Below are 26,362 nucleotides of genomic sequence, written 5' to 3' on the forward strand. Positions count from 1 at the left end.
TTCAGGCCAGCGCCCAGCGCGCCTCGGCACGTACGCCGGCGTCCGGGTCGTCCAAGGCATTCGTCAGCGCGGTGCGGGCGTAATGGCGGTCGGCCGCCCACTTGCTCAGTGCTTGCACGGCGGCACGGCGTACGGCGACGATCTCGTCGTCCAGGACGCTGGTCAGGGGGCCGATCGCGGAGCGGCTGTCGAGGTGGCCGAGGGCGGCGGTGGCGCGTTCGCGCACTCGCCAGCCCGGGTCGGTCAGGGCGATCTCGCCGAGCTCGGCCGCCGCGCGTAGGACCGCCAGGCCGCGTACGGTCTCCGCCCGTGTGGCGTCCTTGCGGCCGAGCGCCCCGCTGTAGATCTCCCAGGCGGCCGCGCGCATCGCGCGGACGAGTTCGGCGGCCACGGCGCGTACGTACGGGTCCGCGCTCGCCGTCTCGGCCTCGACCAGCGCGCGGACGCCCTCCTCCCCGATGAGCACCTCGCGCTCGTCGATGAGAGCGTCGGCGGCGGCGTGGCGTACGCGGACGTCAGGGTCGGCGAGCGCGCGGGCGAGGCGGTTGCCGGCCTCCTCGGTGAGCCCCTGGGGGCGGTGTACGGGCAGGTCGATGACGGTCATGGGGTCCTCCGGAGACGTGTCGTTCGGGCGTGAACTGGGCCATCACCGGCGACACAGCGAGCTGGCCTGACGTCGCAGATCGACGTGGAGCCGCACGACCAGCAGAGCTCTCCGGTACACAGTCCCGATCGTGGAGGAGAATCCCTCCAATGTCAACCAGTTAGGTAGGGAACCCCGTGACCCTCAGGTCTTCTCCAGGTACTCCGCGCGCTCCTCGTCCACCAGGGCGGCGAGCTCGGCCGCCAGCCCCGGGTGATCGCGCAGCTCGGGATCGGCCGCCACGAGCTCGCTCGCCTCGGCGCGGGCCGCCTTGATGATCTCCTCGTCTTGGAGCAGGGTGAGCAGCCGCAGGCTGGAACGCCGGCCGGACTGGCTCTCGCCGAGGACATCGCCCTCACGGCGCTGCTCCAGGTCGAGGCGGGAAAGCTCGAAGCCGTCCAGCGTCGAGGCCACGGCGTCGAGACGTTCGCGCGCCTTCGACTCCTCCACCGCGTCCGTGACGAGCAGGCACAGGCCGGGGTGGCGGCCACGGCCGACGCGCCCGCGCAGCTGATGGAGCTGCGAGACGCCGAACCGGTCGGCGTCCATCACCACCATGACCGTGGAGTTGGGCACGTCGACACCGACCTCGATCACGGTGGTCGCCACCAGGACGTCCAGCTCGGCGGCGGCGAACCTCCGCATCACCGTGTCCTTGTCGTCGGAGTGCATCCGGCCGTGCAGGACAGCGACGCGCAGCCCGTGCAGCGGCCCCTCGGTGAGCTTCGGCGCGACGTCGAGCACGGCCAGCGGCGGCCGCCGGGCGCTCTCGTCCTCCTCCGCGCCCTCGTCCTCGTCATCGTCTCCGGCCGTGACGTCCCCGGCCGGCTCGTCGCCGATGCGGGGGCACACGACGTACGCCTGGCGGCCCTGCCCGGCCTCCTCGCGGATGCGCTCCCACGCGCGGTCCCAGTAGGCGCGGTTGCCCGCGGGGACGACGTGGGTGGCGATCGGGGAGCGCCCGGCCGGCAGCTGGGTCAGCGCGGAGGTGTCGAGGTCGCCGTAGACGGTCATGGCGACGGTGCGCGGGATCGGCGTCGCGGTCATGACGAGGACGTGCGGGCGTCCGCCGGTCGCCTTCTCGCGCAGCGCGTCACGCTGCTCGACGCCGAAGCGGTGCTGTTCGTCGATCACGACGAGGCCCAGGTCCGCGAACTGCACGTGCTCCTGCAGCAACGCGTGGGTGCCGACGACGATGCCGGCCGCGCCGGAGGCCGCGTCGAGCAGCCCCTCGCGCCGCGCCTTGGCGCCCTGCGAGCCGGTGAGGAGGGCGACGCGCGTGCCGTGCTCGGAGCCGCCGAGCCGCCCCGCCTGTGCGAGGGGCCCGAGCATCGCCACGATCGAGCGATGGTGCTGCTGGGCGAGCACCTCGGTCGGTGCGAGCAGCGCCGCCTGCCCTCCGGCGTCGACGACCTGGAGCATCGCGCGCAGGCCGACGACCGTCTTGCCCGCGCCCACGTCGCCCTGGAGCAGCCGGTGCATCGGGTGGGTGCGGACCAGGTCGGCCGCGATCTCCTCGCCGACGGCGCGCTGTCCCTCCGTGAGCTCGAACGGCAGCATCGCGTCGAACTCGGCCAGCAGGCCCGCGCCGGCCGGCGGACGTGGCGTCGCGGCAAGCTCGGCGGCCGCCCGCCGGCGCTGCGCGAGGGCGACCTGGAGCACGAACGCCTCGTCCCATTTGAGCCGCTTGCGCGCCCGTCCGGCCTCGGCCATGTCCTGCGGCCGGTGGATCCCGCGGTACGCGTCGGACAGCCCGATGAGCCGATGGCCCTTTCGCAGTTGTTCGGGAAGCGGGTCGGCACCCAGGTCGGCGGTGTCGAGGACCACGCGTACGCAGTCGGCGATCTGCCAGGAGGTCAGCCCCTTGCCCGCCGGGTACACCGGGATCAGCTCCTCGGCGAACTCCCGCGCCGCGTCGGCGCTGTCACCGCCCGCGATCGCCTTGTACTCCGGGTGGACCAGCTGGCGCTTGATCCCCCGGCCGGCGCGGTAGAAGCTCACCTTTCCGGCGAACAGGCCCCTCGTGCCCGGGGGGAGCTCGCGTTCGGGCACATGGGCGCCCTTGCCGAAGAACGTCAGGGTCAGACGGCCGCTGCCGTCGGTGACGGTGACCTCGAGGAGGTAACCGGGCTTTCGGGTGATCCGGCGCCCCTGGACCTTTTCCACCTCGGCCATGACCGTGACGTACTCGCCCTCGGCGAGGCTGTCGAGGTCGGTCAGCTCGCCTCGCTGGGCGTAGCGCCGCGGATAATGGCGCAGCAGATCCCCGGCGGTCTCCAGGTCGAGGGCGGCCAGCTTTTTGGCCGCCTTGGCCCCCACCGCCTTGACCAGTGGCTGCTCGAGTGTCGTCACGGAACCCTTCCTTATCAGGCCATGTAACAGCCCGGCACCGACAGTTCTATCGGCTCGGGCCGATCCGCGCCCGCGCTCGGCCGATCTCCCCGCCGTGTCCACTGCCGGACATCCTGAAGATTTCCTGCATCTTCCTGAACCTCCGGGGGCCTGGCTGCGTACCAACAGACGCATCCGTACGTCTGGCGCCGCCCAAGGAGGGACAAATGCACCTTAAAAGCCGTTGCACGCGGCCGGTCAAGTCCCGGGCGGCGACGGCCGGTACGGGTCCGCCCGCACGAGCGCGGACGGGGGATCGTCCAGGATCAGGAGTGCCACGGGGGCCTTCTGATCGGGACAGGCGGCCGGTCCGGGGCTCACAGGGCACCGGGCCGGCCCGCTCGGCCTACTCGACGCCGATGAGCAGCGGATAGCGGTCCTGGCCGCCGTCGTAGACCACGACCTCCACGTCCGGACGGTGCTCGTGCAGATACCCCTGCGCCGCCTCGACGAGACCGTCGGGCGCCCCGATGCCGGTGATCAGCGTGACGAGCTCGCCGCCTCCGGACAGCATCCCCGTGAGGATCCGCAGCGCCACGTCGGTGAGGTCCGGCCCGATCACGGACACGTCGCCCTCGATCAGGCCGAGCGTGTCGCCGGGGTGGCAGATGCCGACGCTCGTCACCGCCTCCTCCCCGGCCGTCTCGAGCTGACCGGACCTCGTGGCGCCCGCCGCGCTGGTCATGGCGATGACGTCGTCGTCGAAGCGGCGCAGCGGGTCGTGCACGGCCAGCGCGGCGAGCCCCTGGGCGGACGCCCTGGCCGGGACGACCGCGACGCGTACGCCGTCCTCACGCGCGCGCTGCGCCGCCGCCTCGGCGACCGCGAGGACCGCCCGGTCGTTCGGCAGCACGGCGACCTCGTCGCCGGCCCGTACGATCGCCCCGGCCAGCTCGTCCAGCGACGGCGCGCGGCCGCTCTCCCGGCGTACCGCCTGGGCCCCGTGGTCCTCGAACAGGGCGGTCAGGCCCGCCCCCAGGGTGACCGCCACGACGCCGCGCCCGGTGTTGTGCGCGTGCCGGTCGGCGGGCGCCTGCAGGTAGGTCACGCGGATGCGGTGGGGGCGGCCGGCCCGGATGCCGGCCTCGACCGCCGGGCCCGCGTCGTCGGTGTGCACGTGGACGTTCCACAGTCCGTCGCCGCCGACCACGACCAGAGAGTCGCCGAGCGCGTCGAGGGAGTCGCGCAGCTCCGACACCGCGGCCTCGTCGGCGTCGAGGAGGTACATGACCTCGTATCCGCCGCCACCGGCGTGGTCCTCGGGCTCACAGGTGCCGGCCTCCCCCGCCTCGGAGGGAACGGCGCGGCGCGGCACGTCGTACGTCTGCGGGAACTCCCCGGTGACGACGGCGGCGAGCGCCTCCAGTACGACGCACAGCCCGGCCGCGCCGGCGTCGACGACCCCGTTGCGTGCGAGCACGTCCAGCTGGCCGGTCGTCTCGCGCAGCGCGGCACGCGCGTGTTCCGCGACGGTACGCGCGACGGCCCCGGCCTCGCCGCCGTCCGGGCAGGCCACGGCCACCGTGCGAAGGACGCTGAGCATCGTGCCCTCGACCGGGTGGGCGACGGCCTGGTCGGCCAGCCGCGACGCGTGCCGCAGCGCCTCCGCCAGGCCGCCTCCGCCGCCCAGGACCTCGGCCAGGGCGCGCAGGATCTGGCTGAGGATCACACCGGAGTTTCCGCGCGCGCCGAGCAGCGCGCCCTCGGCGAGCGCGCGCCACGCCGCCGCGGCGCCGGTATCGCCGGTGTCGCCGGGCAGCCGGTCGACCGCCTCCGCGGCGGCGAGGACGGTCAGGTAGAGGTTGGTCCCGGTGTCTCCGTCGGGCACCGGGAAGACGTTGAGCGCGTCGATGTCGGCGCGGGTCCGGCCCAGTGCGTCCGCCGCGAGCCGGCACCACTGCCGTACGGCCACGGCGTCGCCAAGGTCTCCCACGCCACCTCCAGAGATTTCCGTCGGCACTAGACTTACCGGACAACGAACGGCCGGCTCCAGTAACTCGGCGATTCGCCTCGGCGGGGCGGGGTCGGCTATTCTCTTCCCAGTGCCCTGTCCGGGCCCTCTTTTGACGAGCGCCCGATCCCGGGCCATCCCACTCGACCTTTTGGAGCGCATCCATGGCTTCCGTCTGCGACGTCTGCGGCAAGGGGCCGGGGTTCGGCATGCGCGTCTCTCACTCGCACCGCCGCACCCCGCGCCGCTGGAACCCCAACATCCAGCGAGTGCGTGCGGTCGTCGGCCGCAGCACCAAGCGGATCAACGTGTGCACGTCATGCATCAAGGCGGGCAAGGTCATTCGCCCCGTCGCGCGCTGACGACACACCCCTAAGGGCGCCGCGAGGCGCCCACACGGACTGTGCTCTCACCGGGCACAACGAACGGCCGGTCCCCCACACGGACCGGCCGTTCGACATTCCCCGAGCCGCCGCCCGCCCCCTCCACTGACCGCACGTAGCCCAGGTCCCCACCGCAGGCTGAATGAGCGGTCGGGCTCACCCTCCAGCGGGGGCGGTCGCTCATACTCTCGGCGGTCCGGGGCAGGATGGGACGATGAGAGTGGTGGTGCTCGCGGACACGCACGCGCCGCGGCGGTGGCGTGGTTGTCCGCCCGCGGTGGCCGGGCATCTGCGTGGTGCCGAGCTCATCCTGCACGCCGGTGACGTGTGCGTGCCCTCCGTGCTCGACGAGCTGGCCGCCTACGCGCCGGTGAAGGCCGTGCGGGGCAACAACGACGGGCCCGACGTCGCCGCCTGGGGTGCGCCGGACACGCTGGAGTTCGAGCTGGCCGGGCTGCCGGTGGCGATGGTGCACGACAGCGGTCCCGCCACCCGGCGGACCGCCCGGATGAAGCGCCGCTTCCCCGGCGCCGAGCTCGTCGTCTTCGGCCACTCCCACATCCCGCTGGACGAGACGGGCGACGGCGTCCGCATCTTCAACCCGGGCTCCCCCACCGACCGCCGCCGCCAGCCCCACGGCACCCTCGGCCTGCTCCGGATCGAGGACTCCCGGATCATCGAGGCGCGGATCGTCCCGGTGACCTGAGTCACCGGGTCGCGTTCGGCGAGGGAGCCGGGCGGGTGGTCCGGGCGGCCTCGTGCCCGTGCGCCGCGCTGAGGAAAAGCACCGCGCCCAGCGCGACGACCGCCGCCGCGCCAAGTGTGTGACGGCGGGAGCGGCGTACGGCGGTCCGTACCTTCCAGGCGTGGACGAGCTCCACGAGCCGGTCCTGGAGCCGGCGGGCGAGATCGGCGTTGGCCCTGGCGTCGGCGAGCGCCTGGGCCAGCAGGCGGGACCGTACCGGATCCTGTTCGGCGGCCGCGGTGACGGCGAGGTTGGCGGCGACGGTGCCGTGGAACGCGACCGCCGCGCGCAGGTCCTCCCGGCCCTGCCCGAACGGGCCGAAGAACGCCGGCCGATCCCTGGCCATCCTCGCCCGCAGATCGCTCAGGTCCGGGTCGTCCAGGTCGGTGAGCGTGGCGATGCGGGGCATCAGCGCCTCACCCGTCTGCCAGATCGCCCACGCCACCCCGCCGAGAGCGACGACGAGCCCCGCGAAGGCCAGCACCGCGTCCCCGACGTGGGAGATCTTCCCGATCGCGGTCAGGGGCGCTCCGCCGAGCAGCAGCGCGCCCACCGCGGCCGCGCCGGCGACGGTCCACCGGGCGGTGGCCCTCATGTCGGCCACGGCGTCGGAGGGCGAGTGGAGCCGCTCCGGCGGTGCGTCCTCACCCATGCGTCTCACCGTCGATGCCATAGCGGAAGACGACGTCGCCGTCCGTGGGAAGCCGCCTGTACGGACTCCATTCGGCGCCGTCGAACACTTCGATCTCCCCGGAGTCGGAGAAGCGCACGTCTCCCACCTGCGGCTCGGTGCTCATCGCATGAGTATCGCGTCAACCGCCCACGCGCGCTGGCGCGTCTCCGTGGACCGTGTACGCGAGCCAGGCCGCGTCCGGATCGCGGTACCCGCGGCGCGGACCGCCGCCCCCAGCGGCAGCTCGGGCAGGCGTCACCGAGCGCTCGGCGAACGCGCGCCCGCGCGACGACGTCGAGGCGGGGTCCGTCACGGGCCGCCGGGTACGAAGCCTTCATCACCGCGGCCACGGCGCTCCCGCCGGGCGTGTCGGCGGAGATCCGGACGACCAGGCCGGCGAACCTCGCCGACGCGGGATACGCGCCGGGAAACGAGCGGCGAGATACCGGGAGGGTGCCCGCTCAGCGGCGCTGCAGCCAGGCGTGGTCGACCGGCCCGATGCCCTCGCCGAGGGGGAAACCGTGCTCGATGGCGCCGGTGACGTACTCCTTGGCGCGGCCGACCGCCTCCACGACGTCGCTGCCCAGCGCTAGATGGGAGGCGATGGCCGAGGCGAGCGTGCAGCCGGTCCCATGGGTGTGCCGGTTGTCGTGCCGCGCCGCCGCGAACCGGTATTCACTCGTGCCGTCGAACAGCAGGTCGACCGGCTCGCCGGGGAGGTGGCCGCCCTTGATCAGCACCCATTCCGGGCCGAGCGCGCGTACCGCCTCGGCGGCGTCGCGCAGGCGGTTCTCCTCATCGACCTTGATGCCGGTGAGCTGCTCGACCTCCCAGAGGTTCGGCGTGACGACCGTGGCGAGCGGGAGAAGCACGCTGCGGACCGCATCGAGGGCATCCGGGGCCAGCAGTGAGTCACCGTGCTTGGACACGCCCACGGGGTCGACAATGATCGGCACGGTCACGTCCGCGAGCACCTCGGCGACCGTCTCGACCAGGACGGTCGACGCGAGCATGCCGGTCTTCACCGCCTGGGTGCCGATGTCGGAGAGCACGGAGTCGAGCTGGGCGCGTACGGCCACCGGCGGCAGCTCCCAGTACCCCTGGACCCCCAGGGAGTTCTGCGCCGTGACGGCGGCGATCACGCTCATCCCGTGCACGCCGAGCGCGAGCATCGTCTTGAGGTCGGCCTGGATGCCCGCGCCGCCGCCGGAGTCGGATCCGGCGATCGTCAGCACACGAGGAGGAGTCGGCATGATCCCAGGGTACGGGTGCGGCCGATCAGCACGCCTTGCCGTTGAACGAGCAGGCGGCCGGACCGGAGCTCGCGCCACGGGCGGTGAAGGAGACCTTCACCGACGCTCCGGGCGGGATGGACGGATGCGCGGCCGGGTTGTCCGCCACCAGAGTGGCACCCTTGCGGATGATCTTCACGTCCCAGGCGGAGAGGATCTGGGTCTGCGGGTACCGCAGGATCAGCGTCCAGCCCGTCACGGACCTGGTCGTACGGTTGGTGATCGTCGCCTGGCCGCGGAATCCCGCGCGCCACGTCTCGACCGTACGGAGCGCCACCGTGACGGCGGCCCGGTCCGCCCCCCGGCTCACCCGGCTGCCCTCACGCGGGGTCAGCGACGAGTCGTCCCGCGCGGTGTGACGGCTGTGCCGGCCATCCGGGCGGACGGAGTCGGATGCCTGTGGCTGCACCTGACGCTCCGGCGGCGGGGGGCCGCCGGCGAAGTTCAGTGAGATCTGCTGCGTGCTGATCGCGGACACGACCGCACCGATCGCCACGACGCCGGTGACCGCCGGCAGGAGCGGCACCTTGCCGACCCTCCGGCGCCGGTGAGGGCCGTCGTCCTCCGGAACGTCGTCTTCCACGTTCTTGGTGTGTCGTCCCATCCCGTCCCTCTCCGGTCTCGGGATGTATACCAAAAGCACACGAGTCATGCCTACCAGACGAGCAGCGTCAACAGGGACAACTCTTCGATTTGACTACAGGAAGTGATCCCATCCACCGGATCCGTACACGCGACCGTCGACCAGAACGGCGGGAGACCCGGCGACCACCCGTCCGATGACCTGCCACTCCGCGGGCAGCGCCGTCCCGGCCGGGAACGTCGCGGCGAACGCGTGGTCCTCGCCACCGGTCAGCGCCAGGCGGCGCGCGTCGGGCACCGGCGGCCCGGTCACGGCGTCGCCGTCGATCTCGATGCGGACACCGCTCGCGTCCGCCACGTGCCCGAGATCCTGTACGAGGCCGTCGCTGACGTCGAGCATCGCGGTGGCTCCGAGGTCACGTGCGCGCAGGCCCGCGGCGTACGGCGGGCGCGGGCGCCGGTGCGCGTCGATGAGACCGGCCGGTTCGCGCAGACCGCGGGAGAGCAGCTCGACGCCGGCGGCGGCGTGACCGAGCCGTCCGCAGACCGCCACGACGTCGCCGGGCCGTGCGCCCGAACGGGTCACCGGCGGGCCGTCCAGCGCACCGAGCGCGGTCACCGCGAGAAGCACGGAGTCGGCGCGGACGACGTCACCACCGGCCACGGAGGCGTCCACCTCGGCGCACTCGTCGCGCAGGCCGTCGCACAGCGCCTCCACCCACTCGACAGGGGTCTCCGGCGGCGCACCGAACCCGAGCAGCAGGGCCGTGGGCCTGGCGCCCATCGCGACCACGTCCGCGAGGTTCTGCGCGGCGGCCTTGCGCCCGATGTCGTACGGCGGCGACCAGTCGCGGCGAAAGTGCCCGCCCTCGACCAGTACGTCGGTGGTCGCGACGACGCGGCCGCCCGGCGCACTGATGATCGCGGCGTCGTCGCCCGGACCCAGCTCGACGCCTGGTCCGCGGCCCAGACGCGCGGTGATCCTTGCGATGATCCCGAACTCGCCGAGTTCACCGATGCTGATGACCCACCTCCAGCGAAGACACGGTACGGTGGCCGCCTGATGGCAGTCCCAGGGAGGACGTGATGGTGCAGGCCTACATCCTCATCCAGACCGAAGTCGGCAAGGCCGCCGACGTGGCCCGTGAGATCTCCGGCATCCAGGGCGTGACCCTTGCCGAAGACGTCACCGGACCTTATGACGTGATCGTCCGTGCCGAGGCGAACAACGTCGACGAGCTCGGCAAGCTCGTCGTCGCGCAGATCCAATCGGTCGAGGGAATCACGCGGACACTGACCTGTCCCATCGTTCACATCTGAGCGCGGTGTCCTCCCTGCCGTCAGTCTGCACCATGAGACGGGCGCTGGCGGCGGGCGGCCTGCTCACACTGTTCTCCGTGTCCGGATGCGGCTCCGGTGCCGTCGAGGCACCCGCGCCCCGCCCGCCCGCGGAGGTCGCGGCCCGCTGCCGTACGCTGCACGACCGGCTGCCGCAGAAGGTCCACGGATTCGCCCGGCGCGCGACGACGCCCAAGTCGCCCCTCGTCACCGCGTGGGGCTCCCCCGCCATCGTGATCCGGTGCGGCATGCCACGGCCCGCCGCGCTGAAACCCACCTCCGAGCTCGTGGTGGTCAACGGCGTCTCGTGGCTCGGAGTGCCGGTGGACCGGCCGGTGACCTTCACCGCGGTCGGGCGGCTGGGCTACGTCGAGGTGACCGTGCCGGCCGCCTACCAGCCGCCGGGCGACGTGCTGATCGAGCTGGCCGGCCCGATCAAGGCGGCGATCCCCGCCTCCCCCGACGGCTCCCTCTAGAGGCCGTCCTCACTCGACGCGGCGCCGGGGCGCGCGGCCACGCGGCTGCGTGGGAGCGGGCCGCCGAGGCGGGGCGCTCACCTTGCGGGTCACCGCGCCGCCGTTCAGCACCAGCGGCTTGCCGTTGTGGAAGATCTCCAGCGGCTCTCCCTCGAGCAGCTCGTACACGACCTCGTGGGCCGTGATGTGGATCTTCAGCCGGCGTCCGCGGAACCGCATACGGAAGACCAGCCGGGTGATGCCGCCGGGCAGCCTGGGTGTGAACTCCAGCCGTCCCTCCGGCATGCGCATCCCGCCGAGCCCGGCGACCAGCGCGGTCCAGGCGCCGGCGAGCGAGGCGATGTGCAGCCCGTCGCGCGTGTTGTGCTCCAGGTCGCCGAGGTCCATCAGCGCCGCCTCACCCAGATAGTCGTGGGCGAGGTCGAGGTGGCCCGTCTCGGCGGCGATCACCGCCTGGGTGCTGGCCGACAGTGAGGAGTCGCGGACCGTGAGCGCCTCGTAGTACGCGAAGTTGCGCGCCTTCTGCTCGGGCGTGAACGCCTCACCGAGCAGGTGCATGGCGAGGACGAGATCGGCCTGTTTGACGACCTGCTTGCGGTAGATGTCGAAGTAGGGAAAGTGCAGCAGCAGCGGATACTGGTCGGCTTCGGTGGACTCGAAGTCCCACGGCGCGTGGTCGGTGAAGCCCTCGCTCTGCGGGTGCACCTGGAGCCGCTCGTCGAAGGGGATGTACATGTCGGCGGCGGCGTCACGCCAGGAGGCCGTCTCCTCGTCCGTCACGCCGAGGTGCTCGGCCTGCTCGGGATGGCGTTCGGCCAGGTCGGCGGCGGCCCGGAGGTTCTGCTGCGCCATCAGGTTGGTGTAGACGTTGTCGTCGGCGATCGCGCTGTACTCATCCGGCCCGGTCACCCCGTCGATGCGGAAGCGCCCCTGGGCGTCGTGGTGGCCGAGACTGCGCCACAGGCGCGCGGTCTGCACGAGCAGCTCCAGCCCGTAGTCGCGGGCGAAGTCCTCGTCCTCGGTGGCGTACAGGTAGCGGACGACGGCGTGGGCGATGTCGGCGCCGATGTGGAACGCCGCGGTGCCGGCCGGCCAGTAGCCCGAGCACTCGTCGCCCGAGATGGTCCGCCACGGGAACGCCGCGCCGGCCAGGCCGAGCTGCTCGGCGCGCGCCTTGGCCGCGTCCAGCGTCGAGTGCCGCCACCGCAGCGCGTCCGCGACCACCCGCGGCTGCGTGAAGGTCAGCACCGGCAGCACGAACGACTCGGTGTCCCAGAACGTGTGACCGTCGTAGCCGGGCCCGGTCAGTCCCTTGGCGGAGATCGGCCGCCGTTCCCCGCGCGCGCCGGCCTGCAGGACGTGGAACAGGCCGAACCGCACCGCCTGCTGCACCTCGGGGTCGCCGTCGACCTCGACGTCGGCGCCCGCCCAGAAGTCATCGAGGTATTTCCGCTGCTCACTGAGCAACCCGTCCCAGCCGGACAGCTTCGCCGCGGCCATCGCGGCGATCACCTGGTCGTGCAGCGCGGGCCGCGACCGCTGGCTCGACCAGCCGTACGCGAGGTACTTGACGATGCGCAGCCGTTCGCCGGGCTTCAGATGCGTGGCCACGGTGAGGCGGCCGACGTCGTCGCTGACATCCGTCTCGATCTTCCCGTCGGGACTCTCGATCTCGTGCCCCATCGCCGCCGCGACGCGGAGCCCGCTCTCACGGGTCCGGTGCACCATGACGACGCTCTGTTCGCCGGCGACGCATTCCTCGCCGACGAGTGGGCAGTCGACCACGGCGGCGGCTCGCGGGTCCTTGACCGTGTCCGGCAGTGACTCGTTGGCGACCAGCTCGGACTGCACGACGATGCGGACCGGCTCGTTCACCGCCTCGACCTCGTAACAGATGGCCGCGACGGACCGCTGCACCAGGGAGACGAGCCGGACCGAGGACACCCGGACCGTGTCGCCGGCCGGTGAGGTCCACTCGGCCTTCCTGCTCAGCGTGCCGGCCCGCAGGTCGAGGAGCCGCTCGTGGGAGCCCACCTCGCCATAGCGCACGTCGAACGGCTCGTCGTTGACCAGCAACCGGATCAGCTTGCCGTTGGTGATGTTGATGATCGTCTGGCCGGACTCCGGATAGCCGTAGCCGGCCTCGGCGTACGGCAGCGCCCGCAGCTCGTACACGGAGTTGAGGTAGGTGCCCGGCAGCCCGTGCGGCTCACCCTCGTCGAGGTTTCCTCGCAGCCCGATGTGCCCGTTGGACAGGGCGAACACCGACTCGCTCTGGGCGAGAGTGTCGAGATCGAGCCGCTGCTCCCGTACACACCACGGCTCCACGGCGTACGCGGCCTGCTTGATCAAAGCAGCTCCTCCAGGTCCTTGACGACGGTGTCGGCGCCGTGGCTCTTCAGCGCCTCCGCCTGGCCGACACGATCCACACCGACGACGAACACGAAGCCCCCCGCCCGGCCGGCCTGCACCCCCGACAGGGCGTCCTCGAACACCACGGCCTGCGAGGGCGGTACGCCGAGCGCCTCGGCCCCGGCGAGGAACATGTCGGGGGCCGGTTTCCCGGCGAGGTCGTGCTCCTTGGCCGTCACCCCGTCGACGCGCGCGTCGAACAGGTCCGCGATGCCCGCCGCGTCGAGCACCTGGGCGGTGTTGGCGCTGGAGGAGACCACCGCGGTGCGCAGCCCCGCCTCACGCGCGGCGCGTACGTAGCGGACCGAGCCGTCGTACAGCTCGACGCCGTTTTCGCGGAGCTTGTCCAGCACGAGTTCGTTCTTGCGCGAGCTCAGCCCGTTGATCGTGGCCGCGCCGGCCGGATCGTCCGGCGAGCCCTCTGGGAGCTCGATGCCCCGTGACTCGAGGAAGGACCTGGTGCCGTCCTCGCGCCGCTTGCCGTCGACGTAGGTGTCGTAGTCGGCCTCCTGGTCGAACGGCGTGAACGAGTCGCCGTCACGCTCCCGCAGGAAGTCGTCGAACATCTGCTTCCACGCCGCGGCGTGAACGGTGGCGGTGCGTGTCAGCACACCGTCCATATCGAACAGGCACGCCGTCGCGGCGTCCGGCAGGCCGAGCATGTGGTCCTCCCCGTATCGGCGAACGACACATGCTTACCCCATCGGGCCATGTCAACCGCCGGGGCCCCGGCGGTTGACACGACGGCGACATCGCGGCAGGTCAGGTCGGCAGGCCGACGGCCCGCTCACCGTTGCGACGCTGCTGGATGATGACCGCGACGACGAGGAGCGCGCCCTGGGCGACGTTCTGCCAGAACGTGTTGACCCCCACGACGTTGAGGCCGTTGTTGAGGGCGCCGAGCAGCAGCACCGCCAGGAGCGTGCCGCCGACCCCGCCCTTGCCACCCTTCAGCGCACAGCCGCCCAGCGCCGCGGCGGTGATCGACTGGAGCTCCAGCCCCTCACTGCCGCTGGTCGGCTGCCCGGAGCCGGTACGCGCGGTCAGCACGATGCCGGCGAACGCCGCGACGATGCCCGCCAGGGCGTACACGGAGATGAGGTACTTGTTGATCTTGATACCGGCGAGGCGCGCCGCGGTGTCGTTGCCGCCGATCGCATAGAGGTTCCGCCCGATGTCGGTGTACTTCAGCATCAGGTGCACGAGGATGGCAACGACGATCAGGATGCAGACCTGCACCGGAATGCCGGCGATCCGGCCGCGGGCGATGAAGATGAACAGGTCGTCGCCGAGGACGAAGCCCTGCGCGCGGCCGCCGGAGATGAGCTGGGCGACGCCCTTGTACGCGGCGAGGCCGGCCAGGGTCGCGATGGTCGGGTTGACGCGGCCGTACACGATGATGAGGCCGTTCAGGATGCCGATCACGACACCCACGCCGACGGCGGCGGCCATCCCCAGCAGCGGGTTGTGCCCGGTCGCCGTGAAGGCCATGGCGGAGACGACCGAGGCCACCCCGGTCTGGGAGCCGACGGAGATGTCCAGCGCGCCGCAGATGATGACCACGGTCTGCACGACCGCCAGCAGCCCGGCGACGGTCGCGGCCTCGCCGATCACCTGGATGTTGTCCCAGGTGAAGTAGCCGGAGTTCAGCCAGCTGAAGAGGGCGACGACCACGACGAGCGCGCCGATGAGGCTGATGTTCTGGGGGCCCACCGTGGCCAGGATGCGGCGCGGCGCCGGGTCCTTGGGCGGCGTGTCCACGGGCTCGCGGGTGGCGGTTGTCATCTGATCTCCTCCGAGGAAACCCCGCTCTTCAGGGCGGGAAGGAATCGGGCCGCTGCGGAGCAGGGCGAGAAAAGCCGGTCCGCCGTAAGGGCGGCCTGGCGTGTGCCCCCAACCGCCCGCAGGATCACAAGTTCACGTGATGGGTGTGGCACGTGGCCACCATGCACGTGAAGCGGGCGTTCAAGTACCGCTTCTATCCGAGTGATGCGCAGGCAGCGGAGCTGTCGCGCACGTTCGGGTGTGTGCGGAAGGTCTACAACATGGCCTTGGCGGCTCGCACGCAGGCGTGGACACAGCGACAGGAGTCGGTCGACTACAACGCCACGTCGGCGATGCTGACGACGTGGAAACAGACCGAGGAACTGGCCTACCTCAACGATGTCTCCTCTGTGCCGCTGCAACAAACGCTTCGGCACCTTCAATCGGCGTTCACCCACTTCTTCGCCAAACGCGCCAAGTACCCACGTTTCAAATCCAAGAAGAAGTCCCGCAAGTCCGCCGAGTACACCACCAGCGCTTTCCGCTTCCACGATGGCAGGCTGAGGCTGGCGAAGATGGCCGAGCCGCTCGACATCGTGTGGTCCCGGCCGCTTCCGTTGGGTGCACGGCCCTCGACGGTGACCGTGTCCCAAGACACCTCCGGTCGCTGGTTCGTGTCCCTGCTCTGCGCAGACCCCACTGCCCAGCCACTTCCCGCAACGGAAACCACGGTCGGCATCGACGCGGGTCTTGCGCACCTGCTCACTCTCTCCAGCGGAGAGAAAATCGCCAACCCTCGGTATGAGCGGCGTGACCATGCGCGCCTCGCGAAGGCTCAGCGTGCTCACGCCCGTAAAAAGAAAGGATCGGCGAACCGCGCCAAGACCCGACTCAAGGTCGCCCGTATCCATGCCCGGATCGCTGACCGGCGCCGAGACCACCTGCACAAACTGACGACTCGTCTCGTCCGTGAGAACCAAACGGTCGTGATCGAGGATCTGAGCGTCCGGAACATGCTGAAGAACCGACGCCTGTCCCGGGCGATCTCCGATGCGGCATGGCGGGAGTTCCGGACCATGCTGGAGTACAAGGCCCGCTGGTATGGCCGCGAAGTGATCGCGGTTGACCGCTGGTTCCCCTCCTCCAGGCTGTGCTCGCACTGCGGCACCAGGCGGGACACGATGTCGCTGGGCGTTCGTACTTGGAAATGTGAATGCGGCACGACCCACGACCGCGACGTGAACGCGGCGAAGAACCTTCTGGCCGCCGGGCTGGCGGTGTCGGCCTGTGGAGCCGGTGTAAGACCTCAACGGAGCACTCCGGGCGGGCAGTCGGCGATGAAACAGGAATTCCTGCAGCGCGAGCCGTAGGAACCCCGGCCCTTCAGGGCCGGGAGATGTCAATGCTGTCCCTCCGATAGCGACGTGGTCAGGTCCTCCGCCATTGCGAGGCCGAGGATGGCCTCTTCAGAAGCGTCGGCCCGGTCGAGTTCGCCGGTGATGTGGCCGTTCTGCATGACGATGATGCGGTCGGCGAGTCCGAGCACCTCGGGGAGCTCGGACGAGATGACGAGGACGGCCACGCCGGAGCGGGCGAGGTCGTCGATGAGGTGGTAGATCTCGGCCTTGGCGCCGACGTCGATGCCGCGGGTCGGCTCGTCCAGGATGAGCACCTTGGGCTTGCGTGCCAGCCAGCGTGCCAGCACGACCTTCTGCTGGTTTCCGCCCGACAGCTTGCGCACCTCCTGCTCGATGCCCGGCGTACGCACGTGGAGCTCGTCGACGTACTTCTGGGTCAGCCGGCGTTCTTCGGCGCGTTTGACGAAGCGGAAGCGGCGCAGCCGGTCCAGGACCACCAGGGAGGTGTTGTCGCGCACCGAGCGTCCGAGCAGCAGGGCCTGGGCCTTGCGCTCCTCGGGGGCGTACCCCATCCCGGCGCGTACGGCGTCGCTCGGCTGCCGCAGGCGCACCTGTTTCCCGTCGACCGACACATGCCCGGAGCGGATCGGCAGGTCGCCCACCAGCGCGCCGGCGAGTTCCGAACGGCCCGCGCCGACCAGCCCGGCCAGGGCCACGACCTCGCCCGCGTGCACGGTGAGGCTGATGTCGCGCACGTCGTCGGTGGTGACGTCCTCGACCTCGAGGACGGCCGCGCCGATCTCGGAGCGTTCGCGGGCGAACAGGGACGACAGGTCGCGGCCGACCATCATCCGCACGATCTCGTTCTCGTCGGTGTCCGCGGCGTCGCGCACGCCCACCAGGCCGCCGTCGCGCAGCACCGCGATGTGGTCGGCGAGCTGGAAGATCTCCTGGAGCCGGTGGGAGACGTAGATGACGGCGAGGCCCTCCTCGCGCAGCCGGCGGATCAGGGTGAACAGCGCGTCCACCTCGTGCTCGGACAGCGAGGACGTCGGCTCGTCGAACGCGATGACCTTCGCGTCTGTGGTCAGCGCCCGCAGGATCTCCACGAGCTGGCGCTGCGCGGGGGTGAGGCGCGAGCCGAGCGTCTCGGGCGAGATGACGCGTTCGAAGCCCAGGCGTTCGAGGTCGGCGCGTACGCGGCGGAAGAGCGTCGCCCTGTCGAAACCGCGGCCACCCTTGCGCGGCAGCGCGCCGAGGTAGACGTTCTCGGCGACCGAGACGTGCGGCACGATCTCCGGCTCCTGCGGGATCACCCGGATGCCGGCCTTCCTCGCGTCCGCCGGCGAGTGCAGGCTCAGCACGTCGCCGCCGAGGGAGATCTCGCCCTTGTCCGGCAGATAGTCGCCGGTAATGATCTTGATAAGGGTGGATTTCCCGGCGCCGTTCTCGCCCATGAGGGCGGTCACGGCCCCGCTGGGGAAGTCCAGCGTGACGTCGTTCAGCGCCCGTACGCCGGCGAACCGCTTGGAGATCCCTGCGACGCTCAACTCGGTCATGAATCCTCCTTCGTCGGAGGGGTGACCAGGCGGACTGCGCCGTCGATTCCCTCGCGTCGCTCGGTCATGTCACGCCCCTGGGGGGTTGGGGCGGGGCGGCTTGGCCGCCCCGCCGGGTGGGTCAGGTGCAGGTGAGCTGGGCGCCGGCCCAGTCACCGTGGTCGGAGTTGTTGCCGTTTCCTCCGTCGGTGACGACGACGCGGACGAACGTCGCTCCGCCGACATCCGCGGTCAGGTGCCTGGCCGGGTCGGCGGTGGTCAGCAGACCGCTGTCGGCGACCTTGTTCCCGTCGGCCCACACCTCGAAGGTCACCGAGCCGCTGGCCGTCTTCTCGTCGTCCACGCCGACGTCGGCCGACAGGGACGTGCACTTCTTGGCCGTGTAGTACTCGATGCTGCTCGGCGCGTTGGTGCCCAGGCCCTTCTTGTAGACGGCACCGTTGATGGTGATCGGGTGACCGTCGCCGGCGGCCTTCTCACCGTTGCTGGTGTCCTTCTCCACCGGGCCGTAGCCGTTGTCGGCCCGCAGCCAGGGGATGTCGCTCAGGTAGGACGTGCCGGAGGGTGGCGCACCGGTGTTCAGCACGTCCACCTGGACCGTGCTCTGGCTGACCGCGCCGTCCGGCTCGTACGTCGCCGTGGTGGTCAGGTCGTAGGACCCGGGCTTGGCGTCCGCCGGCACCTGGACCGTCCAGGTCGTGGCGAACCTCTGGTTCGAGCCGACGAGCACGCTCGACCTGCGGGAGGTGGCCATGACGTTCCAGCCGTCCGGGACGGCGAGGCTGTTGTGCAGCAGTACGGCGGGCAGCTTTCCGGAGTTGGTCGCGGTCGTGGTGACGGTGACCGGCTTGCCCGGTTCGACGAACGGCCGCGCGCCCGGGTAGGCCGCGGGCACATCCGCTCCCGCGTCCACCGCCGGCGGGTAGATCGCCCACCGCGGGTCACGTGCGACGCGCAGCATCACGGTGCCGTGCGCCGGAACCGTCGCGGTGAGGGAGCCGGCGGTCTCCCGCGTAGTGTGCGCCCACAGGTCGCGGACCCGGTACGCGGGCGCGGCGGGCATCCCGGCCGCGCTCGCCGACGTCGTGATCCGCTGGGCCGCGTCCGACTCGTTGAAGAGCGTCACCGCCCGGTCGCCGTTCGCGAGCGGCTTGACGAAGACGTCGCGTCCGCCGTCCGTGGAGATCGGCGCGCCCTGGACGCCGAGCTTGTCCTGGTCGACCGCGATGACCTCTTTGTTGGTGAGAATGGCCATCGTCGCGGCGGAGGCCTTGCGCAGGTCGCTGCCGATCAGCAGCGGTGCCGCCATCTCGGCCCACAGGCTGAAGTGCGAGCGGTACTCGGTGTCGGTCATGCCGCCGTTGCCGACCTCCAGCATGTCCGGATCGTTCCAGTGGCCGGGGCCGGCGTACGGGGCCAGCACCATGTTCTGGTGCACGATGCCGAGCATGCTCGAGTAGCTGTCGCTGATGTCGCCGGTGGTACGCCAGGAGTTGCCGACGTCCTTGGCCCACAGCCAGGGCTTGTTCTCGCCCCACTCGCAGATGGAGAACAGGATGTCGCGGCCGGTGGCCTTCAGCGCGTCGCGCATCGTGGTGTAGCGCTGCTGCGCGTCGACGCCCTGGTTGTTGCAGTTGTCGTACTTGAGGTAGTCGACGCCCCACGACGCCCACAGGTTCGCGTCCTGCCGCTCGTGGCCGAGGCCGCCGGGGAAGCCGTTGGTGTCGCAGGTCTTGGTGCCGGCGCTGGAGTAGATGCCGAGCTTGAGGCCCTTGGAGTGGACGTAGTCCGCGACCGCCTTGATGCCGTCCGGGAAGCGCGAGGGGTCCGGCTGCAGGTTCCCGTCGGCGTCACGCTGAGGGAGCGCCCAGCAGTCGTCGAGGTTGACGTACTGGTATCCGGCGTCCTTCAGGCCCGAGGAGACGAAGAGGTCGGCGATTCCCTTGACCATCGCCTCGTTGAAGTCCGCGCCGCAGTGCGTCGCGTTCCAGTTGTTGAACCCCATCTGCGGGGTCAGGGCGAGGCCGTTGTCGAGAGCGGCGGCCGGCGGGGCCGATGCGAGCGTGAGGACCGCGGCACCGGCGACGCTCGTCGCGAGCGCGGCGAGTACCGATGTCAGGGTACGGACGGTGCGCATGGGGCTGCTCCTGTTTTCGGGGGACTGCGCACTGCTGGGGATCGGCACGGCCAGACGCGCCGTGCCGGTCCCCGGGTGACCCGAACCGGCGGGCGACGGAGGCGCCCGCCGGTCAGGATCGTCGGCGTGGTCTCAGGACGTCAGCTGCACTTGACGCCTTCCTGCTTCCAGTTGGACGCGTCCACCATCTTGGTCGGGGCGAACGCCTCCTGCGGCATCGGCTTGCCGGTCCGCAGGTTGTCCACGATCTCCTGTACGGCCAGGCCACCGACGTCGTAGCCGTTGATGAACAGCGCGGCCCTCATGCCGGTCGCCTTGCCCGAACCCCAGTCCTTGCAGGCCAGCTGGGCGCCGAGCCCGACGCCGTCGATGTCGGCCGCCTTGTAGCCGCCGTTCTGGATCGCGGTGACCGCGCCGGAGACGTTCTCGTCGTTGCAGCCCCACACGACCCAGTGCTTGACGGACCGGTGGCCCGAGATCACGGCACCGGTCTTGGACTGCGCGTCGGTCGGGGTGTTGTCCGTACCGACCTTGATCACCTGGACCTTGGCCCCTGCGGCCTGCTCGAACGCGGCCTGCGCGGCGACCACGCGGTCGGTGCAGACGGTCACGTCCTGCTTCCAGGCCGAGATGATCGCGGTGTCCGCGGGCTTCCAGCCGGACTTCTTGAACTCCTCGCCGGCGCGCTGGCCGACCTGGGTGCCCATCTGGCTGCCGGAGAAGCCCACCCGCTGGACCAGCTGGTCCTTGGGGCACTTGGCCGGGTCCGGGCCGGTCTTGCAGATCTGGTCGTCCGTGCTGAGCAGCGTCACCTTGCCGCCCGCCGCGGTCTGCACGATCTGCGGGCCGACCGCCGGGTCCGGCGGCACGATGAGGACGCCGTTCACCTTCTGCGCGACGGCCGCCTGGGTCTCCGACACCGCCTTGTTGGTGTCGTTGCCCAGGTTGACGATCTTGACGTCGACGTTGCCGAGCTGCTTGGCCTTGGCCTTGGCGCCGTCCGCCTCGTCGATGAAGTACTGCTGATCGCCCTGCTTCTGCAGGAAGGCGATCGAGATCTTCCCTGAGACCTTCTTGCTGGAGCTCGCCGAGGAGCTCTCTTTGCCTGACGAACAGGCGGCAAGGCTGAGGGCGGCGGCGAGACCTATCGCCACGACCGCGCCGGGCCTGCGTATCCGGGCCATGCTCTGCCTTCTTTCTGGCCTTTGGTGGCTGGACCTGGTCCCGTTTCCCCGATGTTTCCGCTGAGTTACCAGGCGATGTGCGCTATTCCTACCAGTCTCAACACAAACCAACAAGACTCGATTCGGTAACATGTTGGGCCGTGTTGACATATGTCGTTTCTGGGGGCACGCTGCACGCGGTGGCGGTCGCTGAGAGGGGGGACGATGCTCGCCCAGCAACGGCAGCAGGCAATTTTGGATCTCGTCCAGCAGCACGGAGGCGTCCGTGTCGCCGACCTTGTTCGAGAGTTCAGCGTCTCAGACATGACGATCCGCCGTGACCTGGAGGTACTCGCCGACCGCGGCCTGATCTCCAAGGTGCACGGCGGCGCCACCACGGTGGGCGCCGGGTCGACCGAGGAGCCCGGCTTCGCCGCCAAGTCGGTCCGTCAGCGGCAGGAGAAGGACGCCATCGCCCGCCGCGCCGCCCGGCTCGTACGCCCGGGTACGGCCGTCGCGGTCTCCGCCGGCACCACCACGTGGGCGCTCGCCCACCATCTGACCGACGTCCCGGAGCTGACCGTTGTCACCAACTCGATCCAGATCGCCGATGTCTTCTACCGGGCCAACCGCGCCGACCAGACGATCGTGCTCACCGGCGGCATCCGCACACCCTCGGACGCGCTCGTCGGCCCGGTCGCGGTCAACGCGATCCGCTCCCTCAACGTCGACCTGCTGCTGCTCGGCGTGCACGGCATGAGCACGCGGGCCGGCTTCACCACGCCGAACCTCATGGAGGCCGAGACGGACCGCGCGATGGTGGGCGCTGCCCGCCGCCTCGCGGTGCTGGCCGACCACACCAAGTGGGGCACGGTCGGGCTCAGCACGATCGCGCGCCTCGGCGACGCCGACGTGCTCATCACCGACGCGGGCCTGAGCGACGACGCACGCAAGCAACTCATCGAGGAGGTCGGCGAGCTCGTCACCGTCGACCCGGCCGAGGCGCACCCATGAAACGCACCGTCACCCATCTCGCCGACGGCAGAGAGCTGATCTACTTCGACCGGCACGATGACGCCGACCGGTCCGCGGTGGACACACGGACACTGCCGCCTCCCCCGCAGGCCTCGGAGCTGCGCCGCGACCGGCTGCTCGGCGAGTGGGTCACGATCGCCTCGCACCGCCAGGACCGTACGTACCTGCCGCCGAGCGACCAGTGCCCGCTCGACCCGTCCGCCCCCGGCCGGCCGACCGAGATCCCCGCCTCCGACTACGAGGTGGTCGTCTTCGAGAACCGGTTCCCGTCCTATTCCGGGCGCGTGCCGGACGACCTGCACGGCGCGACACCGGGAGTCGGCCGCGCCGAGGTCGTGTGCTTCTCCCCCGACCACGACGCGTCGTTCGCGACCCTGGACCTGGCGCAGGTCGGCACGGTCATGGAGGCGTGGGCGGACCGTACCGCCGAGCTGTCCACGCTGCCCGGCGTCCAGCAGGTGTTCTGCTTCGAGAACCGCGGCGCCGAGATCGGCGTCACCCTCGCCCACCCGCACGGCCAGATCTACGCCTATCCGTTCGTGACGCCGCGCACCGAGCGGATGCTGAGCGTCGCCCGCGCCCACCGCGACGAGACCGGCCGTGACCTGTTCGCCGACGTCCTCGCCTCCGAGCGGGCCGCCGGGGTACGGGTCGTGGCGGCCAACGACCTGTGGACCGCGTTCGTGCCCGAGGCCGCCCGGTGGCCGTTCGAGGTGCACCTCTTCCCGCACCGCAAGCTGCCGGACCTGGCCGCGCTGTCGATGGAGGAGCGGGAGGCGTTCGCCACGCTGTACGTCGACGTGCTGCAACGCCTCGACCGGCTGTTCGGCGTGCCGATGCCCTACATCTCGGCCTGGCATCAGGCCCCGGTCTCGACCGGCCGCGACCTGGGCTACCTGCACCTTCAGCTGTTCAGCAGCCGGAGGGCGGCGGAGAAGCTGAAGTACCTGGCCGGCTCGGAGGCCGCCATGGGCGCGTTCGTGAACGACATCTACCCCGAGGACGCCGCTCGCCGCCTGCGCGCGGCCACATAGCGGCCTTTACAGCGCCCTCCAGGCGGGCGATGGTGAGGGCTTCGGCACATTCCCGGAGGGCGTGCACCGGTGATGCGACTGCGGGTCGACCCCGTACGGGCCCAGGTCTACGAGCACGGCTGGCAGAGCTGGAGCCCGACCACGACGTACGGCGTCACGGCGACCGCGCACCGGCCCTTGACTCCGGCGATGTACGGACGTCCCGGGCGGCCCGCTCCCCGGGAGGGCTTCCAGGGCGAGGGACTGCTCGCGGTCGACCCGGGCACGGGTGAGCCGGTCCACGTCTACGCCGCGCGCGACGGCCGCGCCGAGGTGCCCTCGATCCGCGCGGCGTACGGGGACGGCGTACTCACCGTCGACGCGGACGGTGACGTCGAGCAGGCCCTGCACCCCGGCACGATCGAGCGCGCGCTCGGCACGTGGGCGGACGGATACGCCCGCCGTACGGGCGCCGGCGCCGTCCGGGCCGCCCCGGCCGTCTGGTGCTCCTGGTACCACTACTTCGGCGCGGTGACCACCGACGACATCCTGGAGAACCTCGACGCGGTGGAGGAGCGGGACCTGCCGGTCGACGTGATCCAGATCGACGACGGCTGGCAGGCCGGCATCGGCGACTGGCTCTCCTTCTCCGGCCCGTTCGCCGGACTGCCGAGGCTGGCCGGGCGGATCCGGAGCGCCGGCCGGCGGGCGGGCATCTGGGTCGCGCCGTTCCTCGCCGCCGCGAACAGCGATCTCGCCCGCGCGCACCCGGGCCGGCTGGGCGGCGACGCCGGGCACAACTGGGGCCAGGCCCTGTTCGCCCTGGACGTCGTGCGCGCCGAGGATCACCTGCGCGAGGTGTTCACCGCCCTGCGCGCCTGGGGATTCGACTATTTCAAGCTGGACTTCCTCTACGCCGGGGCGATGGGCGGCCTGGACGCCTACCGGCACGGGCTCACGGTGATCCGCGAGGCGGTGGGCCCCGACGCGTACCTGGTCGGCTGCGGCGCCCCGATCCTGCCGAGCGTGGGCCTGGTCGACGCCATGCGGGTCTCCCCCGACGTCAGCCCCGTCTACGAGCCGGAGGACGGCGACCTTTCCCGGGCCTCGCAGCGGGCCGCGACGGTGACGACGATCGCGCGCGCCTGGCAGCACGGGCGGTTCTGGGTGAACGACCCGGACTGCCTGATCGCACGCCCGCAGGTCGAACGCCGCGAGGACTGGGCCGCTGTCGTGGAACGCTACGGCGGCCTGCGCGCGTCCTCTGACCGCATCGCCGACCTCGACGCATGGGGGCTGGAGACGACGCGGCGCCTGCTGTCCTCGGCCCCGGACCCGGTGCCCTTCGGAACTCCGTGACGGCCGGCGCCAGCGGCCCACGGCGTCGAGCCGGGCGCGCCGCCCCAGGTGCTCGATCGAGCTCGTGCCGGGGATCGGCAGCATGACGGGTGAGCGGGCCGGCAGCCAGGCCGACGGCCCTCGTGGCCACCGGACCGGCGTGGCGGTCATTCCCCGGCCCGGTCGCGATCCGGTGCCCGACGGCGTACGCTTCGTGCCGGTGAGACCTGCTCTGACCAGGCATGTCCACGTCGCGTGGCGGGCTCACGCCGATCGGCGCCCCTCGAACCACGCCTTCATCGAGACCCTGCGCGAGAGCACTCCCCCGGGCTTGCATTTGGTTTAACTTTCAACTAAGCTCCAGGACATAGTTGAGGCTTCAATATAAGTGGAGGATGACATGGCCGCGCTCGCCAGCGAACTCGGACTTCCGGTCGGCACCTGGAACCTCGATCCGGCACACACCGAGATCTCTTTCATAATCCGGCACCTCATGACCAAGGTCCGGGGTACTTTCACCGACTTCACCGGGTCGATCGAGATCGCCGAGAAGGTCGAGGACTCCCGTACCAACGTCGAGATCCAGATCGCGTCGATCGACACGCGTAACGCCGACCGTGACGCCCACATCCGGTCCGCCGAGATCCTTGACCTCGAGAACCACCCGGCGATCAAGTTCGAGGCCTCGGGCGTACGCCAGGACGGCGACAACTACCTCCTCGACGGCACGCTCACGGTCAGGAGCGTCACGAACCCGATCACGCTCGCCGTCGAGTTCAACGGCACCAGCGAGGACCCCTGGGGCAAGACGCGCGCCGGATTCAGCGCCACCGCCTCGATCAGCCGCAAGGAGTACGGCGTCGAGTTCAACATCCCGTTCGGTGGCGACAAGGCCCTGCTCGGCGACAACGTGGACATTCTGCTCGAGATCCAGGCCGTCCACGCCTGAGCACACCGGTCAGGGCGTCCACGGGATCCATGTCCGTGGCGTCCACCCTCCGCGGCGGTTCGTGACGAAGAGCACCAGGACGAATTCCGCCTGGTGCTCTTCTCCGTGTTGGCGAAGCCGACATTCGGGGTATCGCGGAACAGCAAAGGGGAGATCGGCGTTGATCCTTACGGGATCCGACGTGAGAGCGAGGTGGCCCAATGGTGGCGACCACGAATAGTGGCAGGCGTGTCAGGCGGCCCGGACGGGCCGCCGACGGAGATCTGCTCGGCGCCTACCTGGACGAAATCGCCGCGACACCGCTGCTCGCCGCCGAACAGGAGATCGAGCTGGCACTGGCCATGGAGGCCGGACTGCTCGCGCACAACCATCTCGACAGCGGCACACGCCCGGAAGGCGCGACCGTCGAGGAGCTGGAGGAGGTCGCGGCACGGGGCGACGCGGCCAAGGACCGTTTCATCCTGGCCAACCTCCGCCTGGTCGTCTCGGTCGCGCGGCGCTATCCCACGGACGGCATGAGCCTGCTCGACCTGATCCAGGAGGGCACGATCGGCCTGATCCGGGCGGTCGAGGGTTTCGACCCGCGACGGGGTTTCAAGTTCTCCACCTACGCCACGTGGTGGATCCGGCAGGCGATCGGCCGCGCGCTGGCCAACTCGTCGCGATCGGTACGCCTCCCCGGGGCGGTCCACACCGACGTCAACCGGCTCCGCAAGGCACGCCGCGAGCTGGTCCTGCTCACGGGCTCCGAGCCCGCCGACGAGGAGCTCGCCGCCGAGCTCGACCTGCCGGTGGAGCGGATCGGCGAACTGGACCGCTGGGACCGTACGCCGGCCAGCCTGGACGCCGTCGTCGGCGAGGACGAGGAGACCTCACTGGGCGACCTGCTCGCCGACGTGGACGCTCCCTCGCCCGAGGACACCGCCATGGCCGGTGCCCAGCTCGAGATCATCGACGGCATGCTCGACCGGCTGGAGCCTCGCGAGGCCGTGGTCCTGCGGGCGCGTTACGGCCTGGAGGACGGCACCGAGCACAGCCGCCGCGAGATCGCGACGCGGCTCGGGGTATCCGCCGAGCGCGTACGGCAGATGGAGCTGGCAGCCTTGCGGCGCATGCGTGAGATGGCGCAGCGGCTGGACGCACCCCTCGCCGCCTGAGCC

25 protein-coding genes are annotated in these 26,362 nt (G+C 70.9%); 10 read left to right on the forward strand and 15 right to left on the reverse strand.

Annotation, left to right across the window (positions count from 1 at the left end; all coding sequences use genetic code 11):
• Window position 1: 1 nt before the first annotated feature.
• From FB559_RS03610 to FB559_RS03620, 4 genes are all read right to left on the reverse strand, one after another.
• Window positions 2–604 (reverse strand): HEAT repeat domain-containing protein, encoded by a 603-nt coding sequence (locus tag FB559_RS03610; protein ID WP_141953223.1) that lies wholly within the window; start codon window positions 602–604, stop codon window positions 2–4.
• 42 nt (window positions 605–646) lie between these two features.
• Complete coding sequence (locus tag FB559_RS46560; protein ID WP_425455103.1) at window positions 647–724, reverse strand: putative leader peptide; 78 nt, start codon at window positions 722–724, stop codon at window positions 647–649.
• Between the two features lie 63 nt (window positions 725–787).
• The gene (gene recG / locus FB559_RS03615) at window positions 788–2,995 is read right to left on the reverse strand and encodes an ATP-dependent DNA helicase RecG (RefSeq protein ID WP_141953225.1); all 2,208 of its coding nucleotides are present in this window, start codon (window positions 2,993–2,995) and stop codon (window positions 788–790) included.
• Between the two features lie 385 nt (window positions 2,996–3,380).
• Complete coding sequence (locus tag FB559_RS03620; protein WP_246121335.1) at window positions 3,381–4,967, reverse strand: DAK2 domain-containing protein; 1,587 nt, start codon at window positions 4,965–4,967, stop codon at window positions 3,381–3,383.
• A 182-nt stretch (window positions 4,968–5,149) separates the two neighbouring features.
• Between FB559_RS03620 and rpmB the strand changes: the two genes are divergently transcribed.
• The gene (gene rpmB, locus FB559_RS03625) at window positions 5,150–5,347 is read left to right on the forward strand and encodes a 50S ribosomal protein L28 (RefSeq protein ID WP_141953229.1); all 198 of its coding nucleotides are present in this window, start codon (window positions 5,150–5,152) and stop codon (window positions 5,345–5,347) included.
• A 235-nt stretch (window positions 5,348–5,582) separates the two neighbouring features.
• Window positions 5,583–6,074, forward strand: a complete 492-nt coding sequence (locus tag FB559_RS03630) for a metallophosphoesterase family protein (protein WP_141953231.1) — start codon at window positions 5,583–5,585, stop codon at window positions 6,072–6,074.
• 1 nt (window position 6,075) lies between these two features.
• On the opposite strand, the gene FB559_RS03635 is transcribed toward FB559_RS03630, so the two are convergent.
• The 5 genes from FB559_RS03635 to FB559_RS03650 all read right to left on the reverse strand — a co-directional run bounded on the left by FB559_RS03635 (window position 6,076) and on the right by FB559_RS03650 (window position 9,684).
• The gene (locus FB559_RS03635; RefSeq protein ID WP_141953233.1) at window positions 6,076–6,765 is read right to left on the reverse strand and encodes a hypothetical protein; all 690 of its coding nucleotides are present in this window, start codon (window positions 6,763–6,765) and stop codon (window positions 6,076–6,078) included.
• Window positions 6,758–6,910, reverse strand: coding sequence for a hypothetical protein (locus tag FB559_RS43620; protein WP_185792026.1), 153 nt, complete (start codon window positions 6,908–6,910; stop codon window positions 6,758–6,760). The genes FB559_RS03635 and FB559_RS43620 overlap by 8 nt, the downstream gene beginning before the upstream one ends.
• A 337-nt stretch (window positions 6,911–7,247) precedes the next feature.
• Window positions 7,248–8,039 carry a bifunctional hydroxymethylpyrimidine kinase/phosphomethylpyrimidine kinase gene (gene thiD / locus FB559_RS03640; RefSeq protein ID WP_141953236.1) on the reverse strand — a complete coding sequence of 264 codons (792 nt, stop codon included), beginning with the start codon at window positions 8,037–8,039 and terminating at the stop codon, window positions 7,248–7,250.
• Between the two features lie 25 nt (window positions 8,040–8,064).
• Window positions 8,065–8,682 carry a cellulose binding domain-containing protein gene (locus tag FB559_RS03645; RefSeq protein ID WP_185792027.1) on the reverse strand — a complete coding sequence of 206 codons (618 nt, stop codon included), beginning with the start codon at window positions 8,680–8,682 and terminating at the stop codon, window positions 8,065–8,067.
• Between the two features lie 93 nt (window positions 8,683–8,775).
• Window positions 8,776–9,684 (reverse strand): thiamine-phosphate kinase, encoded by a 909-nt coding sequence (locus FB559_RS03650; protein ID WP_141953240.1) that lies wholly within the window; start codon window positions 9,682–9,684, stop codon window positions 8,776–8,778.
• 62 nt (window positions 9,685–9,746) lie between these two features.
• Here FB559_RS03650 and FB559_RS03655 point away from each other — a divergent pair, with 62 nt between their 5' ends.
• Window positions 9,747–9,980, forward strand: coding sequence for an Lrp/AsnC ligand binding domain-containing protein (locus tag FB559_RS03655; RefSeq protein WP_141953243.1), 234 nt, complete (start codon window positions 9,747–9,749; stop codon window positions 9,978–9,980).
• Between the two features lie 32 nt (window positions 9,981–10,012).
• Window positions 10,013–10,474 carry a DUF3515 domain-containing protein gene (locus FB559_RS03660; protein ID WP_141953246.1) on the forward strand — a complete coding sequence of 154 codons (462 nt, stop codon included), beginning with the start codon at window positions 10,013–10,015 and terminating at the stop codon, window positions 10,472–10,474.
• Between the two features lie 9 nt (window positions 10,475–10,483).
• On the opposite strand, the gene FB559_RS03665 is transcribed toward FB559_RS03660, so the two are convergent.
• The 3 genes from FB559_RS03665 to FB559_RS03675 form a co-directional block, all read right to left on the reverse strand.
• Window positions 10,484–12,826, reverse strand: coding sequence for a glycoside hydrolase family 65 protein (locus FB559_RS03665; RefSeq protein ID WP_141953248.1), 2,343 nt, complete (start codon window positions 12,824–12,826; stop codon window positions 10,484–10,486).
• Complete coding sequence (locus FB559_RS03670; protein ID WP_141953250.1) at window positions 12,823–13,548, reverse strand: HAD family hydrolase; 726 nt, start codon at window positions 13,546–13,548, stop codon at window positions 12,823–12,825. Before FB559_RS03670 ends, FB559_RS03665 begins: the two co-directional genes overlap by 4 nt.
• 100 nt (window positions 13,549–13,648) lie before the next feature.
• Window positions 13,649–14,671 carry an ABC transporter permease gene (locus FB559_RS03675; RefSeq protein ID WP_141953252.1) on the reverse strand — a complete coding sequence of 341 codons (1,023 nt, stop codon included), beginning with the start codon at window positions 14,669–14,671 and terminating at the stop codon, window positions 13,649–13,651.
• A 152-nt stretch (window positions 14,672–14,823) separates the two neighbouring features.
• Between FB559_RS03675 and FB559_RS03680 the strand changes: the two genes are divergently transcribed.
• Window positions 14,824–16,020, forward strand: coding sequence for an RNA-guided endonuclease InsQ/TnpB family protein (locus FB559_RS03680; RefSeq protein WP_141953254.1), 1,197 nt, complete (start codon window positions 14,824–14,826; stop codon window positions 16,018–16,020).
• A 29-nt stretch (window positions 16,021–16,049) separates the two neighbouring features.
• Here FB559_RS03680 and FB559_RS03685 read toward each other — a convergent pair whose 3' ends face one another.
• From FB559_RS03685 to FB559_RS03695, 3 genes are all read right to left on the reverse strand, one after another.
• Window positions 16,050–17,567: a sugar ABC transporter ATP-binding protein gene (locus FB559_RS03685; protein ID WP_141953256.1), complete on the reverse strand. Its 1,518-nt coding sequence runs from the start codon at window positions 17,565–17,567 to the stop codon at window positions 16,050–16,052.
• Window positions 17,568–17,688: 121 nt separating this feature from the next.
• On the reverse strand, window positions 17,689–19,704 hold the full coding sequence (locus FB559_RS03690; protein ID WP_141953258.1) for an NPCBM/NEW2 domain-containing protein: 2,016 nt from the start codon (window positions 19,702–19,704) through the stop codon (window positions 17,689–17,691).
• A 140-nt stretch (window positions 19,705–19,844) separates the two neighbouring features.
• Window positions 19,845–20,888 (reverse strand): substrate-binding domain-containing protein, encoded by a 1,044-nt coding sequence (locus tag FB559_RS03695; protein WP_141953260.1) that lies wholly within the window; start codon window positions 20,886–20,888, stop codon window positions 19,845–19,847.
• 204 nt (window positions 20,889–21,092) lie between these two features.
• On the opposite strand from FB559_RS03695, the gene FB559_RS03700 reads away from it, so the two are divergent.
• The 5 genes from FB559_RS03700 to FB559_RS03725 all read left to right on the forward strand — a co-directional run bounded on the left by FB559_RS03700 (window position 21,093) and on the right by FB559_RS03725 (window position 26,359).
• Window positions 21,093–21,881 carry a DeoR/GlpR family DNA-binding transcription regulator gene (locus tag FB559_RS03700; protein WP_141953262.1) on the forward strand — a complete coding sequence of 263 codons (789 nt, stop codon included), beginning with the start codon at window positions 21,093–21,095 and terminating at the stop codon, window positions 21,879–21,881.
• Window positions 21,878–22,936 carry a galactose-1-phosphate uridylyltransferase gene (gene galT, locus FB559_RS03705; protein WP_141953264.1) on the forward strand — a complete coding sequence of 353 codons (1,059 nt, stop codon included), beginning with the start codon at window positions 21,878–21,880 and terminating at the stop codon, window positions 22,934–22,936. The genes FB559_RS03700 and galT overlap by 4 nt, the downstream gene beginning before the upstream one ends.
• Before the next feature lie 72 nt (window positions 22,937–23,008).
• The gene (locus FB559_RS03710) at window positions 23,009–24,274 is read left to right on the forward strand and encodes a glycoside hydrolase family 36 protein (RefSeq protein ID WP_141961489.1); all 1,266 of its coding nucleotides are present in this window, start codon (window positions 23,009–23,011) and stop codon (window positions 24,272–24,274) included.
• Window positions 24,275–24,653: 379 nt separating this feature from the next.
• Window positions 24,654–25,202: a YceI family protein gene (locus FB559_RS03720; protein ID WP_141953266.1), complete on the forward strand. Its 549-nt coding sequence runs from the start codon at window positions 24,654–24,656 to the stop codon at window positions 25,200–25,202.
• A gap of 200 nt (window positions 25,203–25,402) precedes the next feature.
• Entirely contained in the window at window positions 25,403–26,359 is a 957-nt protein-coding gene (locus FB559_RS03725; RefSeq protein WP_141953269.1) for a sigma-70 family RNA polymerase sigma factor, read from the forward strand.
• Window positions 26,360–26,362: the final 3 nt, after the last annotated feature.

This window comes from Actinoallomurus bryophytorum, assembly GCF_006716425.1.
GTDB lineage: Bacteria > Actinomycetota > Actinomycetes > Streptosporangiales > Streptosporangiaceae > Actinoallomurus > Actinoallomurus bryophytorum.